The organism is Streptococcus cristatus ATCC 51100 (genome assembly GCF_000222765.1).
Lineage (GTDB): Bacteria > Bacillota > Bacilli > Lactobacillales > Streptococcaceae > Streptococcus > Streptococcus cristatus.
Map to the genome: position 1 here is coordinate 151,640 of NZ_AFUE01000007.1, position 14,977 is coordinate 166,616.

Below are 14,977 nucleotides of genomic sequence, written 5' to 3' on the forward strand. Positions count from 1 at the left end.
AAGCTTTCTACTATGATAACATTTTTGAAAAAAATTGCAAGTATCGCGGATGTTTTTTTTCATTCTGATTGAAAAAGATAAGAAAATCCCGCTAAATCCGAATGTAGCGAGATAATTATTTTATATCCATCCTTGTTCTTGAGCAATTCGGACAGCTTCCGTACGATTGTCTGCTGCTAGCTTGGTCAGGATGGTCGACATATAGTTGCGAATAGTTCCATTTGATAAATAGAGTTTTTCAGCAATTTCTTTATTAGAAAGCCCAGTTGCTGCTGCTTCTAAGACTAGAAGCTCCTGATGAGAGAGGGGATTTTTATGAGTCATCAGCACTTCCATGAGTTCAGGTGAGTATTCTTTTTGTCCAGCCAAGACAGTATGGATGGTCTTCATCAGATCCGCAATGCTGCGCTCCTTGAGCACATAGGCATCAACATCCGCCTTAACCGCTCGCTCAAAATAGCCTGGCCGCTTAAAAGTCGTCACAATGATGACCTTGACAGCTGGCTGATGCTCTTTCACCCATTCTAGAACATCCAGCCCTGTCTGATAGGGCATCTCTACATCCAAGATAGCCACATCGACTGGATTGGTCTTAAGTAGCTCAATAGCTTCACGACCATCTGCCGCTTGAGAAACACTAGCAACATCCGGCTGCAATTGCAAGAGCTGGCTAAGGGCATCCCGCAGCATACTCTGATCTTCTGCTAATAATATCTTCATCGCTCGTCTCCTCTAATCCTATATCGCAAGTGCACGCGAATAATGGTTGGCTTGTGATTGCTGATGACCTCCACGCTACCGTCAAGCCCCTCCAAGCGCTCACGTACCGAATGCAAGTCTTGGCCCGTCACTTGCCTAAAGCCTCGGCCGTCATCTTCAACTTCCAAGATTAAATCTCGATCCTGACTATACAAATCAATCCTGGATTTCTTGGCCTCCGCATGCTTGATAATATTGGTTGCTAATTCCAACAAAATCATACTAATGGTAAACTGCATTTCCGTAGGGATACTGGCTACATTGAGCTGATTATGAAGCTCCAAGTCAATATCGCTCATCTCCAGCATGGTTCGGATTGTTGCTAATTCTTCATCCAGCGTCCGCGTCTTGAGAGTGTCTACAATCCGTCGAACATCTGCCATGGCCTGCTTACTGATCCGCCGCACTTCCTCCATCTCTTTCTCCGCCTGCTCGTAGGCCTTCATTTGCAGGAATTGCTGGGCCAGCTCTGTCTTGACGCTGAGCATGGCAAAGGTATGGCCCAAACTATCATGTAAATCCCGTCCGATTCGATTGCGCTCATTTTCCGCTAGGAAAAGATTAAGCTGGGCATTCTGCTTGCTTTTTTCTTCCTTGAGCTGTTCAGCAACTTGGATACGATGCAGACCCAGGGTCAAGAAATCCGAAAAGAGAAAGGTCGTTGAGAAAAGAATCAAATCACCTATACTTATTTGATTTTGAATAGAAACCCCAAACAAAATAGCCGGTTGGATAGCTAAGAAACTCCAGAAGCGCCAAGATGTAAAGGAAATTTCCTTATAATGATAAATTAGAAGATTTGATAAATAAAAAATATACCACACAAATCCCCCATTCAGCCAAATGGAAGTATAAAAAATGTAGGCAAGCATGACCCACCAGGACAGAGCCTGATAGAAAGGCTTTTTCTCTGTGAGGATGGTATAGTAAGCCACTATAAACAATGCTGTCCAAAGCAAAGTCAAAAGCGGGTATTCACCGCTGATGACACCCGCTATTGGAAAGATGATAAAGACCAGAGAAATATGAAACATATGATGTATGTTTTTGAACTTTTCCCACATAGAATTATTTAACCTCAATCCGTTTTTTGAGCTGAAGGACCAAAATGCTGAAGAAAATGGTGTAGGCTAGGACGATTAGCATGGCAGAGACATTCCAGTCATGGTGTTCCAAATAGGCAGAAACCACCTGCATGAGCTGGTAACTCGGAGTTAGCTTGCCGATAGATTGCAACCAGTCTGGAAACATAGTTAGCGGAAACCAAAGCCCGCCCAAGACTGCTAAAGCCATATAAACGATATTGCCCACAACAGACATGAGCTGGGCACTGGGCAGGAGACTAACCAAGACGCCCATGGCGATAAAGACCATACTGCCAACCAAAAGAATTAGGGCAATCACGAGCCAGTCCATCATGGGCATATTGACTCCACGAACGAAATGTCCAACAGAGAAGACTACGATGATGGAAAGCAGAAAGGTCAGCAAAGTACTGAAAAGCTTGGATATATAATATTCTACCATAGAAACGGGCGAATGCTGAATCAATTTTTGCCAGTTATTGGTCTTATCCGACTGCAAGGTACTGGGAATACTGAAAAAAGCACTGGACATGATACTAAAAACGGTCATAGAAAAGAGATAGGTCTGGAGCACAAGCGTCGGTACATCAGAACCTGACATCATTCCTGAAAAGATCAGATAGAATACGCTGGGTAGCCCGATAGAGAGCAGGTAGTAAGCCGCCTGCCGCTTCATCAAAATCAACTCCATTTTCATTAAACTAACCATATTTTTCATAATGCTGCTCCTTTACTCTTGTGTCGTCTCAAAAATACTATCCAGCAGGGTGCGATTGCGGACTTCGATTTCTTCAATCGTACAGCCATGCTCCTGCAGAATTTGCCAGACCTGACTGGCGTCCTTGGTCGCAAAGGATAAGGCCTTTTGCTTGATTTCAATCTCTGTCACACCAGCTATCTTTTCCACAACTTCTTTATAGGAAAGAGGCAGTGTGAAGTGTTTTTCCTGCTCTTCCTTGCGCATGGCATAAGGCGTGGTATCGCGGATGAGTTCTCCCTTATGAAGCACCAAAATACGGTCAGCCGTATGCTCCACTTCTTCAATATAGTGGGAAGAATAGACAATGGTCACACCTTGCTTCTTGAGCTGATCCACAATTTCCCAGAAGTGCTGGCGCGTCGAAGTGTCCATAGCCGAAGTCGGTTCATCTAAGAAAAGAATCTTTGGACGGCCAATCAAGGCTAAAATAAAGGAGAAGAGGCGTTTTTGACCACCAGAGAGCTTGGAAGCTAGCTGGTTCTTCTGCTTGTCAGAAAAGCCCAACAAGACATTGATTTCCTCTTCAGACAGGCTATTAGGATAGATAGATCGAAAGAAAGAGAGGAGTTCCTTGACTTTCAAATCCCCCACCACTGTATTTTCCTGAGGTAAAATGGCAACCATCTCTTTCAAACGATTATCCGTTGGCTTTAAGCCTTGAACCAGCGCTTGGCCAGAAGTCAGGAATTTATCGCCTAGGAGACAGTCCATCAGAGTTGTTTTGCCAGCTCCGTTGGGGCCAATCAAAGCCACACAATCCCCTTCTTCAATGTCAAAGGAAATGTGGCGCAAAATCTCTTTCCCCCGAATGCTTTTAGATAGCTTTTTCACTTCAATCAATTTCATGATCTTCCTCCTTAATAAAATCATAGATGAGCGGCCAGATGACAAAGACAACTAGAATCACTCCCCCTACTCCTATATAAAATTGCTGGGGTAGAAATTCTAACAGAAAACCCGGTATCATCTGAAAACACCATACATCCATTGCAACTCCAATGAATAAGATGGACAAGTACTTTTTCATTTCTACTTTCTCCTCTTGCTTAACTTAGCCACTTCCTTTAGGACGTAGCTAGCCAGCCCCAAGCTAGCAAAAATCTCCCAAGGAAAGCGGTAAAGAGCTGCTCCGCTAATTCTCGCCAACTGATAAAATATCATCCCAACAAGACTCAAGACTGCTACTTTTATCAACCATATTTTCATGCAACTACTCCTGATTTCTTCATTTCTTACTTGTATTATAGACCTTCCTGCCTCTTCCGACTAGATGATTTTGTCACTAGACTATATGACAAATGTCATGGTTTCTAGGCAGCAAAAAAAGACGAGATGACTCGCCTTTATACACTCTTATTCTTCTTTCAATCCGCCTAATTTCATACCTAAAATAAACATTGAAGGAGAGGTGTCTTTTATGTCATTAAGTCCCAAGTCTTTAAAGAAAGATAGGCTTGCTGCTTTCGCTACATCCATTTTCTCAAAATCCAGATCAACTATGGCCTGTAATTTCTTATCAGCTGTTACGGAGTATTCAATCGTCACTCCCTCCATATTCTTAGCTTCCACATAGTTTGGTTCTGATTCCATTCCTTCTCGAATGATAGCTGTCATTTCCTCTGGGCTCATAGTAGCTGCAGCACCACTGGCTTCTTCTGGCAAATTACTCAACAGCTCCATTCGAAGTTTCAAGAGTTTATCTCCTCGATAGGTCACCGTATCACGATGATGGATGCCTTTGAGGTCTCCGACCAAGGTCTTAGAAACAATAGCTGTACTTTCAGAAGAAGCACTCGTAGAGGAGTCACTTGAGCTTGAGCTCGAGCTAGAACTTGTTTTAGCAACTTTTGATTCAGCTGGAACTTTCGGACGATGCTTGCCAGATTTTGGAAATACGCAACCTGTCAATAACACAGAAGCAGAAATAACAAGAATAAATAACTTTTTCATAGTACACCTTTTCTTTTTATTTTTTCCAGTATACCATAATGCCACTATCTTGTCTAAATCTTACATATAAAAAAATTAAAGAGGCTGGGGCAAAAGTCCTAGCCTCTCAATTGTCTTTGGATTGTCGAGCAAAGACGCAGTGGTTGAGTGGGCTCTACTACGCTGATTTCATCAGCTTTTACAGCCCTACTCAACTGTGCGGAGGTGGGACGACGAAATCGAATTCTAACGAATTACCGATTTCTGTCCCACTCCCAAATAAATTATTCTACACTGAAAATATATGGATAAACTGGCTGATTTCCTTGGTGGATCTCAACTTCTAGATCTTCATATTCTTCCATCAGATCTTGAGCCAAGCCATTTGCTAATTCCTCGTCACCATCTTCACCGATATAGATGGAAACAATCTCACTGTCTTCATCCAACATCTTCGCAAAGGTTGCCTTCAGAGTTGTTAACATATCTGGATTTGACACAAGGATTTTGCCATCAACCATACCCAAGTTATCATTTTCATGGATTTCGAGGCCATCAATGGTCGTATCACGAACTGCAGTAGTAATGCTACCGCTGACCACGTCGCTCAAGGCAGCTGTCATTCGCTCATGGTTCTCTTCGATGGTTTTTCCACTATCAAAGGCCAAAAGACTTGTCAAACCTTGAGGAAGCGTGCGTGTTTCAATCACTGTCGTTGGTTGCTCAAGCACTTCTGCTGCAGATTGGGCCGCCATGAAGATATTTTTATTGTTAGGTAGGAAAATGATATTGCGCGCATTCACCTGGTCAACAGCCTTGATAAAGTCCTCTGTAGAAGGGTTCATAGTCTGACCGCCAGAAATGATATAGTCCACACCCTGAGCCTTGAAGATTTCAGCAAGACCGTCACCAGCTACTACGGCGATAATAGCGTATTCTTTTTCTTCAGCTGGCTTGGTAGCTTTTTCTTCCTTCTCAAGCTGGGCTTCGTGCTGGTTGCGCATGTTGTCCACCTTTACCTTGACAAGGCTACCATACTTCAGTCCTTCTTGCATAACCAGACCTGGATCTTCTGTATGGACGTGCACTTTCACGATTTCATCATCATTAACTACCAGCAAGGAATCTCCAAGCTCATTCAAATAATTACGGAATTCATCGTAGTCAAAGTCCTTGACATAGGTTGGTCCTTGCTTCAAAGCCACCATGATTTCTGTACAATAACCAAAAGTTATGTCTTCTGTCGCCACATGGCCTGCTACAGATTTGTGGTGTTCAGCATTGATCATCTGGCTCATCGTAGCTGGAGTCGCTTGGAAATCTTCTGATGCGATATATTCGCCAGTCAGGGCAGAAAGGAAACCTTCATAGATAAAGACCAAACCTTGACCACCAGAGTCCACAACACCAACTTCCTTGAGAACTGGTAACATATCTGGCGTTTTAGCAAGGGCAGTCTTTGCTCCTTCAAGAGCCGCTTTCATAACTTCGACAGCATCATTTGTCGCTTCAGCTTTCTTTTTAGCACCGATAGCCGCACCGCGGGAAACGGTCAAAATCGTTCCCTCAACTGGCTTCATAACAGCCTTATAGGCCACTTCTACACCAGACTGGAAGGCAAGGGCCAAAGCTTGTCCATCAAGCTCATCTTTGCCTTTTACGCTTTGTGAAAAACCACGGAAGAGCTGAGACGTAATAACACCAGAGTTCCCACGCGCACCCATCAAGAGGCCCTTGGCAAAGATAGCGGCCACTTCACCAACTGTTGAAGCTGACTTATCAGCTACTTCTTTGGCACCATTTTCAATGGTCATGCCCATATTGGTTCCTGTGTCACCATCTGGAACTGGGAAAACATTTAAAGAATTGACATATTCAGCCTGTTTATTTAAACGAGTTGATGCCGCCTGCACCATTTCTTGAAATAAACTAGTAGTAATATTTGACACGATTATTCTCCTACAACTTTAATATTTTGGATATAGACATTCACTGTGTGGGCAGTGATCCCAAGTTGATTTTCCAAACTAAACTTAACGCGTTCTTGGATATTCTTGGAAACTTCACTGATTTTAATGCCGTAACTCAAAACGGTATAAACATCAACTGCAATACCACCATCCTCAGACGTTTTTACTACCACACCCTTGGCATAGTTTTCTTTACCCAAAAGAGCTTGAAAGTTATCTTTAATTGCATTTTTGCTGGCCATTCCAACCACACCAAAAATTTCGGTTGCTGCGCCGCCAACGATGGTTGCAATCACGTCATCAGTCAGCTCAATTTGACCATCTTTTGTATTGATTTTTACAGTCATCACTTGTACCTCAAAAGTATTTTATAGTTTATTTTACCATATTTTAGACAGGGTGTAAAAGAGGAAGGACAGAAATAAACTGTCTAGTCTGAAAATTCAACAACAAAAAAGGGAAGGAATAAATCTTTCCAATCCCTTTCATGTATTAAACGCGTTCAACTTTACCTGACTTAAGCGCGCGAGCTGAAGCCCAAACTTTTTTAGGTTTTCCGTCGATCAAAACAGTAACTTTTTGAAGATTTGGTTTAACAGCGCGTTTTGTTTGGTTCATCGCGTGAGAGCGGTTGTTTCCAGATACAGTCTTACGACCTGTAAAGTAACATACTTTAGCCATTAGTGTGTTTCCTCCTATTAGATCTAATATTACGGATGTGCTAGCACCACATACCGTACTATATTATCAAAAAACTTAGCTTTTGGCAAGTAAATTTTCCCAAACTTTGCAATTTCTGACCAATAATCCGTTTTCTTAAATGTAAACAATCTTCAAAGATCCAAAGGCGACGTTACCGCGCACATATAAAGTCTTGTCTTTCTCATTGACATTATGCGGATTGACAACCGTACCGAAAGCATTGTCCACATTTAGCTCTACTCGCCAGTTACTTGGGATGTAAAGCACCGCACTACCGAAGGATACTTCCACATCAAAACTAGCAGAATCACCTAAAATTCTGGCATTATCAAAATAGACGGCCGCACTGCCAAAAGCGCACTCTACTTTATCATGGATAAAATTATCCGAGTTGATATAGCGAGTCCCGCTGCCAAAGGAAATCTCTCCTTCTGTTGTAGACAAGCCCTTGCTAGACAAATAACGAACACCCCAGATCCTTCTCGGTTTAAAAATCATGTTAAGCCCAATGCAGGCCAAAACACCACCCATTACCAAGGTGCCTGTAGAGATTGCTAAGAAGTGATAGACAGAATTAGCAATTATCAGAGCAATAATCGTCATGATCAGAGCAGCACCAAAATCTCGCTCCAAGAAATTCTCCAAAGCAAAATACGCAAACATGCCGACCAAAAGCAGAGGCCAGATATTAAAATTGAACATAGGAATACCAAAGTTTCCCTGAAGCAAAATCCAGCCGGCTAAAACCAAAAAACCGACGCCTAGAATTGTTTTTTTCATGATGATTACCTCACTTCACTTAACTTTTCTTTTAGTAGTTGATAATAATGCCTTGAAACATGCACTTTCTTATGTGTCTCAGAAAACTGGACGGAACTGGTACCCGAGAAAGACTTTTCTAAAGAATAAATCGCCCTAGCATTAGCAATGGTTGATTTGGAAATTCTGCAAAAATAGCGAGGCAGCAATTCCTCCAACTCATAGAGTTTCAACTTGACCTCATAGGCATCATTGCGCGCGTGGGCAAAGATTTTGGCTCCATCAGTCTCAAAAAAGAGAATCTCCGCCAAGTCCACAAAAAACTCACTATTTTCCTTATAAAAAAGAATAGCTGGAGCAGTCGCTTCATTCAAAGCATCTTGAATCTTCTGAATCCTCTCATCAATCCGCGATACTCGAATCACCAATTCTGTATCAGCCAAACGATCGTCTAGCTCAATCCGAATCTTCATAAGCACTCCTCCCCTCTTTCTATCTTCATTATAACAATTTCTTGAAAAGAAACAAGGGACTTTCAGTAAGTGGTCAATATAGGCTAGTAAGTGGTTGTTTTAAAAGATTAAAATGAAATAAAAAATCTTGAATTTTCCAAACATAAGGCTTCAAAGAAATTGATCATTACCTATTTTTTCAACACGACAATACTGATTTACTACTATTTCTATGATCATAAGCTCTCTATCCAGCCTAACAATGGATAAATCGGGTATGAAGAATTCTAACGCTCCTTCTCAAACCACACTTGGCTCTTTCTCTTAGTTTTAGATAAAAACTAAAACTTATTCTCCATACTGGCTTACGTCTCATTTGACAATTTTTTCCGTTTTGATATAATGGACTCTCAGGAGGTATCGTATGTCAAAACAAAAAATTAATCGTTTTGTCGGATCTATTGGAGCTTTTATTGGAATTCTTGTATTCGTCGCTTATATTCCACAAATTATCGCAAACTTACAAGGATCCAAAGCTCAACCTTTCCAACCACTATTTGCAGCAGTTTCTTGCCTGATTTGGGTTATCTACGGTTGGACAAAAGAACCTAAAAAAGACTGGATCCTCATTATTCCCAATGCTGCGGGGGTGATATTAGGTGGCCTAACTTTTCTTACTTCTTTATAAGAATTATATAAACAAAACCAGCAACCCCATAAAAAAGGTGCTGGTTTTCTTTTTGCCGATTGCAGGGTTCGAACCTGTGACCTACGCGTTACGAGTGCGTTGCTCTACCAACTGAGCTAAATCGGCCTCTACCTGTCTCTTATTCTAGCATTCTGAATGATTTTGTCAAGTGCTATTGGTAGTTTGGAAACTCGAATGAAGTGAAATATTCTACTTAAGAAGATACAGCTTCCATATTTCAAACAAGTTCTAGAAAAACTTATTTTTCAAGATAAAGCTATTGATGTAGCTGCTGATTTATTTTATAATAGCTTGAATACAAAAAAGTGAGGGATCTTATGAAATTCTATTCATATGACTATGTACTGAGTCAGATTAGCCAGCAGAATTGGGTTATGGTGATTGTATCAGCCTGCTTGGTTTTGGTGACGGGATTTTTCGCCTTTAAGGCCTATAAAGACAAGCGAGGAAGTAAGTTCCGTGAACTGTCCATTATTTCTATTTTAACCCTAGTAGCCACTGTTTTGATTAGCATTACTAATTTCCAAAACAATCAATCAAATGACAATCAATTCCGTAGCTCCTTACATTTTATTGAGGTTGTCTCAAAAAAATTAGGCGTTGAGAAGGAAGAAGTCTACGTCAATACTTCAGCTACGACAGATGGCGCTATTATCAAGGTTGGCAAACAATTCTATCGGGCTATTAGCGGAACCGACCAAGATAGCTATTTATTAGAAAAAATGGAACTGTACAAATCAGACGTTGAACTCGTGGAGGTTGAAAAATAATGAGCTTTTTTATTACAATTGCAATTAAGTTAGCTTTAGGACTTGTTTCCCTCGTTTTTGTCATCAATGTGACAGGTAAAGGAAATTTAGCACCAAGCTCTGCAACAGACCAAGTACAAAACTTTGTTCTCGGTGGCATTATCGGCGGGGTCATCTACAATAGCTCCATTACTATCCTTCAATATGCAGTCATCCTAATCATCTGGACCATTCTGATTTTGCTCTTAAAATGGCTGAACACCAACGTTTCCTATATCAAACATCTGATTGACGGGAAGCCAACCATTATCATCAAAAACGGTAAACTAGATCCTGAAGCCTGTCGTTCAAAAGGGCTATCCGCATCAGACGTCGCTCTGAAATTACGCTCCCAAGGAGTCTTCCAACTGAAAGAAGTCAAAAGAGCCGTTATCGAGCAAAATGGTCAGTTGATTATCGTAAGAATTGGCGATGAAAATCCGAAATATCCAATCATTACCGATGGAGTTGTCCAACTTGAAATCTTAGAAACTATCGGCAAGTCAGAAGAATGGTTGATGACCGAACTCCAAAAAGAAGGCTTTGAAAATGTCTCCGATATCTTCATTGCAGAGTATGACAAGGGCGAAATTAATGTGGTGACCTATTAAAAATTAGTTGTCATTTCGTAGCAGTTATTTGCTTTTTCTTCGTAAAGAGTCTATACTTATATCTATTATCTAAGTTGAATGAGTATCAAACCGCATCCAACTTAGATAATATACTTAATAAAGGGAGGAAATTTCCATGTCAATCGAAGAAAAATTCAACCAAGCTAAAGGTTCTCTCAAAGAAGGCTTCGGTAAACTTACTGGTGATACAAAAACTCAAGCAGAAGGAACTGCTGAAAAAGTAGCTTCTAAAGTGAAAGAAGGCGCTGAAGACGCAAAAGGCGCTGTTGAAGGTGCCATCGCAGGCGTTAAAAACATTATCAAAAAAGACGAAGAATAATCATCGTCTATCGTTCTTATAGAAAAAACACTCTTATCCTATGCTTCTAGCAGAACTAGGGACAAGGGTGTTTTTCTATATTGTTAAAGCATTGATTTTTCAAAATATAATAAAAATATCTCATTAATGTTAAACTAAGATTTTTTTCTACGATCCTCTTATAAATCGAGATACACAAGGGCCATGTTAACAAAACAAGCTGGAGTCTCACTACGGCCTATTTCTAAAACCTTAGCTCATAGTGATAAAGAAATCACAAAAGCATATGTAATTACAGCTGATTCGCTAATCAAACAGTTGGTGAAAATTCTTGAATGCCTGCAAAGATTGATGAGTCCATTGGTCCTGTCACTAAACTGGGAATGATGATGTTATCGATTCATTATCTCAAATACCGCTGTATGAACCCACTCATTATTCATTTGTAGGTCATTTTCTATGATCCTACTAAAGGTGAAACCATTTTTTAAAAGCACTCTCTTAGAGGCAAGATTATCCGTTGCCGCTCCCGCAATGATTCTATTTAAACCATAAGTATGAAATGCCTTGTCTAAAACAAGTTTAACCGCTTCGCTTGCATAGCCTAAATTAGTAACATTTTCTCCAATCCTATATCCAAGTTCTGCTGTTTTTCTATCGCTCCCTAAAACACTTAAATTGATTCTTCCGACCATCATGCCTTGCGAATCTCTAATAAGATGCATGTAGGTGTCATGATTTTCTTGTTCCATTAACAATTCCGCTGTAATTTTTTTAAAACCTTCTAGATCAAAATAGTTAGCTGGTCTGGGAGGTAAATTTCGCTCAAAATACTCCCGATTTTCTTTTTCAAAAGAATAGACATCTAGACTATTTTCTTCAGACAGCAACTCTAAACCTATTCTGTTCATTGCCCTCAATCCTTGTCTGCTTCATTTTCTTTTACGAGATCTTTTTGTGAATCTTTTTCAGAGAGTTTTTGATCGATATACTTGTTAATGATTTCATAAAATTCCTTGGTCGCTTCACTATCTAATTTTGTCGAATTATGGACTTGATTGACTTTCAATTGAACAGATTGAATACCGTAAGAGGCTTGTTTTTGGTGAATTATTTCTAATTCTTCTTCTGAAATCGGGTCACCAACAATTGTCAAGACCAATTCATTGTCCCTTGACTTGTAGACTTGATTGATGACCGTATAATTGGCAAACTCTTTTCCTACAAACTGTTTGACACCTTCTTTTCGCGCTTGTTCTATAGTCAGAGTAACTGCCGAATAGCTGGCTGGAAGAACCAATATTGCTATCAAAGAAAGTAAAACAACTCTCATTTTTATGTTCAATTCTTTAAATGAAGATAAGGGAGATTTTCTCATCAAAATTCTTGTCCCAATAATATTGGCAAGCATAATAAAAACACAATTGATTAAAAAGAGGTAGAAAGCTCCAAATAAAAAGCGGAAGTTCCCATTAGCCAAACCATAACCTGCTGTACAAATCGGCGGCATAAGAGCTGTAGCAATGGCTACTCCTGGCACAATATTGTTTGCTTCTTTTTTCCTTGAACCGATCACACCAGCAATTCCACCAGCAATGGCAATGAGGACATCCCAAATGGTTGGAGAGGTTCGTGCGATCAGCTCGCTACTTGCATAAGATAAAGGAGAAATCCAGAAATACAGAGTCGAGACAAGTAAACTGACCAATACTTGAGTAAATAAAACCTCTAGAGATTGCTTGATTAAACGCGTATCAAAAATAGCTAAACCAAATCCGAGTCCAACAATCGATGTCATAAGAGGGGAAATCAGCATGGCTCCAATAATGACAGCAGTTGAATTCATATTTAAACCTATAGAGGCAATAAAAATCGCACACATCAAAATCACTGTATCTCTTAATCGAACATGAAGATCATCATATAATTTCTCACGGTATTCACGAGTTGAATAGTTTCCGGACATTGGTTACTCCTTTTATTTCATATAATTTTTTCTGCCTGGATGATGGTAGAGAGACTTCTGTCCAATCTTACATATTTTTAATGCTCATCTGTCATTCTTTTGAAAATTATCCTTTAAATATCCATCAATCCATCCTTAACATTATATCAAAAATTTTACAGTCTTTCTCTGAAGAAATCAATTAATCTAAAAGATAGAGAAAGGAAGTAATTTTTGTTTCCTTATCCGAAGATGAAAAAACGTTATCTCCTCTGAAAGAAGATGCCGTTTTAATCTTTAAACATGATGAGTGTGTTTGACAATCCATTGCTCCATTTTTATGTTCAACCAGAAGCCATAGATTCCAAACATGATAATGGTTAGAAGAAACTACTTGATCCAGTTACCGAACAGTTGTGCTCCATTCCCGTCAAAGTATAGACGTTGCCCATCCACTACTGTGTGTTTGGTTTTCCAATTTTGCATCATGCAAACCGCCCAAGGTGTTGCGATCCCCAAGGTAAGCCCGCAAATTATGGCTACTAAGATAGAGTAGCCAATATAATCTAGGATTCCTCCGTCAAAATAACTTTCAGATTTCATATTATCTCCTTTATTTTTATATGTTTATATTCTAGGCACTCTATTGCATTATTATTTTTTACATTTGAACAATCTTACGATAACTTCTTGAAGTAATCATAAAGATTAAAACATAGATGAGTGCAAAGATTCCACGGATTGATAAGGTTATCGTCAACATCATGGTCGCATCGACTACTCCAATGACCTTTAGAATCAAGCTCAAAATATGATAAGCAAAGGCCAGATGGAGGAAGGCAAAGATTACAGGAAGAAAGAAAACGGTCAAGATTTGCTTGTTAATAGTTTGCTTGATCTGCTTTTGATCCAAACCAACCTTTTGCAAAATTACAAAGCGTTCGCGGTCTTCATATCCTTCAGAGATTTGTTTGTAGTAGATGACTAATACAGTATCGACCATAAAGATAATGGATAGGAAGATACCTATAAAGAAGAAGCCACCAAACATTGCATTGCCTTCTTGGCTATTATTTGCTTTACTAGATCCGTAAACAACGCTTTTCTGATTTTCAAAATGAAGCGATTGTTTATAAGGAGAGAACAAATCTTGTCCTCTCCAGAGTATGACTTTTTGGTAACCCACTACAGTTGACAAAAATACCAGATGAGGTGTTTTTTAGCATGCCCTTTATGGATCAAAAAGTGTTAAAAATAAGACAGTAACCTCAGAATAGCTACTGTCTTAACTCTTTTTTTACTTAAAGCCTTGATAGACTTGACAAATGGTAGAAAAGAGCCTGAATTTGGTGTGAAAAGTGGTGTGAATTTTGTTAAAAAACGTCAAAAAACACCCCATGGTGTGAACCATGAAGTGTTGTAAATGCTGTATTGTAGCCGTTTCTTAACGTTTTGAGAACTGGCTAGCTTTACGAGCTTTCTTAAGACCTGATTTTTTCTACATTATGATATTTATGGTAAATTATCACTAAAATCAAGTAATTTTAAGAGATAAATCCTCAATCTTTACATATATAATCCTTTTGAAAATCGAGAGGTTATCAAAGGGTTATCACTTTTTAGTTTTCGGAGCTTATGTAGTTGAGAAATACGAAATACTGTATCATAAAGATGATGTACAGTTTAGCAACAAATATACAGTTTCTTCGTGCCTGGACAATTTCTTTTTCTATCCTGAAGATATTTAAACAGTTCTATATATTATTTCTTGTGAGTAATTTTCATCAAAAAATTTCATAGAGTAGCTCCCTAGAATCATGGAAAAGTAGTAAAAATAGTTGTTATCCTAGTTGATTAAAAAAATCTCTGATTTCCTCATCCTTTATAAAATAATATATAATTTTCCCCTCTCTTCTAGTGTCCAAGATGTTTTGATTGGCTAGTTTACGAAGATGGTGGGAGGCAGATGCCATACTGAGATTTAATAAACAGGCTATATCGCAGACACAGAGTTCTTCGACGGCAAGGAGATAAAAGATGATATTTATCTGTTTATTATCGGTAAATTTTGATAAAATGCGAAGTGATTTTTGGACTTCTTCCTTTTCAAGGTAGTTCGTTGCGGTTGTAACATTTTGTTGATTAATAACATCCACTTGACAGATACTATCTTTTTTCATAATTTTTTC

General features: G+C 39.4%; 19 protein-coding genes, 1 tRNA gene and 2 pseudogenes. 4 read left to right on the top strand and 18 right to left on the bottom strand.

Annotation, left to right across the window (positions count from 1 at the left end; all coding sequences use genetic code 11):
* Positions 1–120: 120 nt before the first annotated feature.
* The 12 genes from HMPREF9960_RS06255 to HMPREF9960_RS06305 form a co-directional block, all read right to left on the bottom strand.
* Positions 121–720 (bottom strand): response regulator transcription factor, encoded by a 600-nt coding sequence (locus HMPREF9960_RS06255; RefSeq protein WP_005591755.1) that lies wholly within the window; start codon positions 718–720, stop codon positions 121–123.
* Positions 717–1,823 (bottom strand): sensor histidine kinase, encoded by a 1,107-nt coding sequence (locus HMPREF9960_RS06260; protein WP_005592311.1) that lies wholly within the window; start codon positions 1,821–1,823, stop codon positions 717–719. Before HMPREF9960_RS06260 ends, HMPREF9960_RS06255 begins: the two co-directional genes overlap by 4 nt.
* Positions 1,824–1,827: 4 nt before the next feature.
* A complete protein-coding gene (locus HMPREF9960_RS06265; protein WP_005591753.1) occupies positions 1,828–2,562 on the bottom strand; it encodes an ABC transporter permease in 735 nt (244 codons plus the stop codon).
* Between the two features lie 12 nt (positions 2,563–2,574).
* A complete protein-coding gene (locus HMPREF9960_RS06270) occupies positions 2,575–3,450 on the bottom strand; it encodes an ABC transporter ATP-binding protein (RefSeq protein ID WP_005591752.1) in 876 nt (291 codons plus the stop codon).
* Complete coding sequence (locus HMPREF9960_RS06275) at positions 3,437–3,631, bottom strand: hypothetical protein (RefSeq protein WP_005591751.1); 195 nt, start codon at positions 3,629–3,631, stop codon at positions 3,437–3,439. The genes HMPREF9960_RS06270 and HMPREF9960_RS06275 overlap by 14 nt, the downstream gene beginning before the upstream one ends.
* A gap of 2 nt (positions 3,632–3,633) precedes the next feature.
* Positions 3,634–3,810, bottom strand: coding sequence for a hypothetical protein (locus HMPREF9960_RS10665; RefSeq protein ID WP_005592309.1), 177 nt, complete (start codon positions 3,808–3,810; stop codon positions 3,634–3,636).
* A 147-nt stretch (positions 3,811–3,957) separates the two neighbouring features.
* The gene (locus tag HMPREF9960_RS06280) at positions 3,958–4,554 is read right to left on the bottom strand and encodes an SP0191 family lipoprotein (protein WP_005591749.1); all 597 of its coding nucleotides are present in this window, start codon (positions 4,552–4,554) and stop codon (positions 3,958–3,960) included.
* A gap of 263 nt (positions 4,555–4,817) precedes the next feature.
* Positions 4,818–6,482, bottom strand: coding sequence for a DAK2 domain-containing protein (locus tag HMPREF9960_RS06285; RefSeq protein ID WP_005591748.1), 1,665 nt, complete (start codon positions 6,480–6,482; stop codon positions 4,818–4,820).
* A 2-nt stretch (positions 6,483–6,484) separates the two neighbouring features.
* Positions 6,485–6,850, bottom strand: a complete 366-nt coding sequence (locus tag HMPREF9960_RS06290; protein ID WP_005591747.1) for an Asp23/Gls24 family envelope stress response protein — start codon at positions 6,848–6,850, stop codon at positions 6,485–6,487.
* Positions 6,851–6,995: 145 nt separating this feature from the next.
* Positions 6,996–7,184 (bottom strand): 50S ribosomal protein L28, encoded by a 189-nt coding sequence (rpmB, locus tag HMPREF9960_RS06295; RefSeq protein WP_001140948.1) that lies wholly within the window; start codon positions 7,182–7,184, stop codon positions 6,996–6,998.
* Positions 7,185–7,319: 135 nt separating this feature from the next.
* Positions 7,320–7,985: a LiaF transmembrane domain-containing protein gene (locus HMPREF9960_RS06300; RefSeq protein ID WP_005591746.1), complete on the bottom strand. Its 666-nt coding sequence runs from the start codon at positions 7,983–7,985 to the stop codon at positions 7,320–7,322.
* Positions 7,986–7,990: 5 nt separating this feature from the next.
* A complete protein-coding gene (locus tag HMPREF9960_RS06305) occupies positions 7,991–8,437 on the bottom strand; it encodes a LytTR family DNA-binding domain-containing protein (RefSeq protein WP_005591745.1) in 447 nt (148 codons plus the stop codon).
* 403 nt (positions 8,438–8,840) lie between these two features.
* Between HMPREF9960_RS06305 and HMPREF9960_RS06310 the strand changes: the two genes are divergently transcribed.
* Positions 8,841–9,104, top strand: coding sequence for a SemiSWEET family transporter (locus HMPREF9960_RS06310; protein ID WP_005591744.1), 264 nt, complete (start codon positions 8,841–8,843; stop codon positions 9,102–9,104).
* Between the two features lie 53 nt (positions 9,105–9,157).
* Here the strand turns inward: HMPREF9960_RS06310 and HMPREF9960_RS06315 are convergent.
* Positions 9,158–9,230 (bottom strand) — tRNA-Thr (locus tag HMPREF9960_RS06315).
* A gap of 212 nt (positions 9,231–9,442) precedes the next feature.
* On the opposite strand from HMPREF9960_RS06315, the gene HMPREF9960_RS06320 reads away from it, so the two are divergent.
* The 3 genes from HMPREF9960_RS06320 (at position 9,443) to HMPREF9960_RS06330 (ending at position 10,864) form a co-directional block, all read left to right on the top strand.
* Positions 9,443–9,895, top strand: a complete 453-nt coding sequence (locus HMPREF9960_RS06320; RefSeq protein WP_005591743.1) for a DUF3290 family protein — start codon at positions 9,443–9,445, stop codon at positions 9,893–9,895.
* Positions 9,895–10,524 (top strand): DUF421 domain-containing protein, encoded by a 630-nt coding sequence (locus HMPREF9960_RS06325; protein ID WP_005591742.1) that lies wholly within the window; start codon positions 9,895–9,897, stop codon positions 10,522–10,524. The genes HMPREF9960_RS06320 and HMPREF9960_RS06325 overlap by 1 nt, the downstream gene beginning before the upstream one ends.
* Before the next feature lie 136 nt (positions 10,525–10,660).
* Positions 10,661–10,864, top strand: a complete 204-nt coding sequence (locus HMPREF9960_RS06330; protein ID WP_005591741.1) for a CsbD family protein — start codon at positions 10,661–10,663, stop codon at positions 10,862–10,864.
* Positions 10,865–11,235: 371 nt separating this feature from the next.
* On the opposite strand, the gene HMPREF9960_RS06335 is transcribed toward HMPREF9960_RS06330, so the two are convergent.
* From HMPREF9960_RS06335 to cadX, 5 genes and pseudogenes are all read right to left on the bottom strand, one after another.
* Complete coding sequence (locus HMPREF9960_RS06335) at positions 11,236–11,754, bottom strand: GNAT family N-acetyltransferase (protein ID WP_005591739.1); 519 nt, start codon at positions 11,752–11,754, stop codon at positions 11,236–11,238.
* Between the two features lie 5 nt (positions 11,755–11,759).
* Positions 11,760–12,809 (bottom strand): DUF389 domain-containing protein, encoded by a 1,050-nt coding sequence (locus HMPREF9960_RS06340; protein ID WP_005592299.1) that lies wholly within the window; start codon positions 12,807–12,809, stop codon positions 11,760–11,762.
* A 276-nt stretch (positions 12,810–13,085) separates the two neighbouring features.
* Positions 13,086–13,391, bottom strand: a pseudogene (locus HMPREF9960_RS06345) (DUF898 family protein).
* 58 nt (positions 13,392–13,449) lie between these two features.
* Positions 13,450–13,890 (bottom strand): annotated as a pseudogene (locus tag HMPREF9960_RS06350) (FtsX-like permease family protein); the annotation flags it as partial.
* 739 nt (positions 13,891–14,629) lie between these two features.
* Complete coding sequence (gene cadX, locus HMPREF9960_RS06355; RefSeq protein WP_005592288.1) at positions 14,630–14,968, bottom strand: Cd(II)/Zn(II)-sensing metalloregulatory transcriptional regulator CadX; 339 nt, start codon at positions 14,966–14,968, stop codon at positions 14,630–14,632.
* Between the last annotated feature and the right edge of the window lie 9 nt (positions 14,969–14,977).

Excerpts from the sequence above, each read along its gene's own strand:
- cadX (WP_005592288.1), bottom strand. The coding sequence starts at position 14,968 with ATGAAAAAAGATAGTATCTGTCAAGTGGATGTTATTAATCAACAAAAT.
- HMPREF9960_RS06335 (WP_005591739.1), bottom strand. The coding sequence starts at position 11,754 with ATGAACAGAATAGGTTTAGAGTTGCTGTCTGAAGAAAATAGTCTAGAT.
- HMPREF9960_RS06305 (WP_005591745.1), bottom strand. The coding sequence starts at position 8,437 with ATGAAGATTCGGATTGAGCTAGACGATCGTTTGGCTGATACAGAATTG.
- HMPREF9960_RS06290 (WP_005591747.1), bottom strand. The coding sequence starts at position 6,850 with ATGACTGTAAAAATCAATACAAAAGATGGTCAAATTGAGCTGACTGAT.
- HMPREF9960_RS06330 (WP_005591741.1), top strand. The coding sequence starts at position 10,661 with ATGTCAATCGAAGAAAAATTCAACCAAGCTAAAGGTTCTCTCAAAGAA.
- HMPREF9960_RS06265 (WP_005591753.1), bottom strand. The coding sequence starts at position 2,562 with ATGAAAAATATGGTTAGTTTAATGAAAATGGAGTTGATTTTGATGAAG.
- HMPREF9960_RS06260 (WP_005592311.1), bottom strand. The coding sequence starts at position 1,823 with ATGTGGGAAAAGTTCAAAAACATACATCATATGTTTCATATTTCTCTG.
- HMPREF9960_RS06320 (WP_005591743.1), top strand. The coding sequence starts at position 9,443 with ATGAAATTCTATTCATATGACTATGTACTGAGTCAGATTAGCCAGCAG.
- HMPREF9960_RS10665 (WP_005592309.1), bottom strand. The coding sequence starts at position 3,810 with ATGAAAATATGGTTGATAAAAGTAGCAGTCTTGAGTCTTGTTGGGATG.
- HMPREF9960_RS06255 (WP_005591755.1), bottom strand. The coding sequence starts at position 720 with ATGAAGATATTATTAGCAGAAGATCAGAGTATGCTGCGGGATGCCCTT.
- HMPREF9960_RS06270 (WP_005591752.1), bottom strand. The coding sequence starts at position 3,450 with ATGAAATTGATTGAAGTGAAAAAGCTATCTAAAAGCATTCGGGGGAAA.
- HMPREF9960_RS06275 (WP_005591751.1), bottom strand. The coding sequence starts at position 3,631 with ATGAAAAAGTACTTGTCCATCTTATTCATTGGAGTTGCAATGGATGTA.
- HMPREF9960_RS06325 (WP_005591742.1), top strand. The coding sequence starts at position 9,895 with ATGAGCTTTTTTATTACAATTGCAATTAAGTTAGCTTTAGGACTTGTT.
- HMPREF9960_RS06280 (WP_005591749.1), bottom strand. The coding sequence starts at position 4,554 with ATGAAAAAGTTATTTATTCTTGTTATTTCTGCTTCTGTGTTATTGACA.
- rpmB (WP_001140948.1), bottom strand. The coding sequence starts at position 7,184 with ATGGCTAAAGTATGTTACTTTACAGGTCGTAAGACTGTATCTGGAAAC.
- HMPREF9960_RS06310 (WP_005591744.1), top strand. The coding sequence starts at position 8,841 with ATGTCAAAACAAAAAATTAATCGTTTTGTCGGATCTATTGGAGCTTTT.
- HMPREF9960_RS06340 (WP_005592299.1), bottom strand. The coding sequence starts at position 12,809 with ATGTCCGGAAACTATTCAACTCGTGAATACCGTGAGAAATTATATGAT.
- HMPREF9960_RS06300 (WP_005591746.1), bottom strand. The coding sequence starts at position 7,985 with ATGAAAAAAACAATTCTAGGCGTCGGTTTTTTGGTTTTAGCCGGCTGG.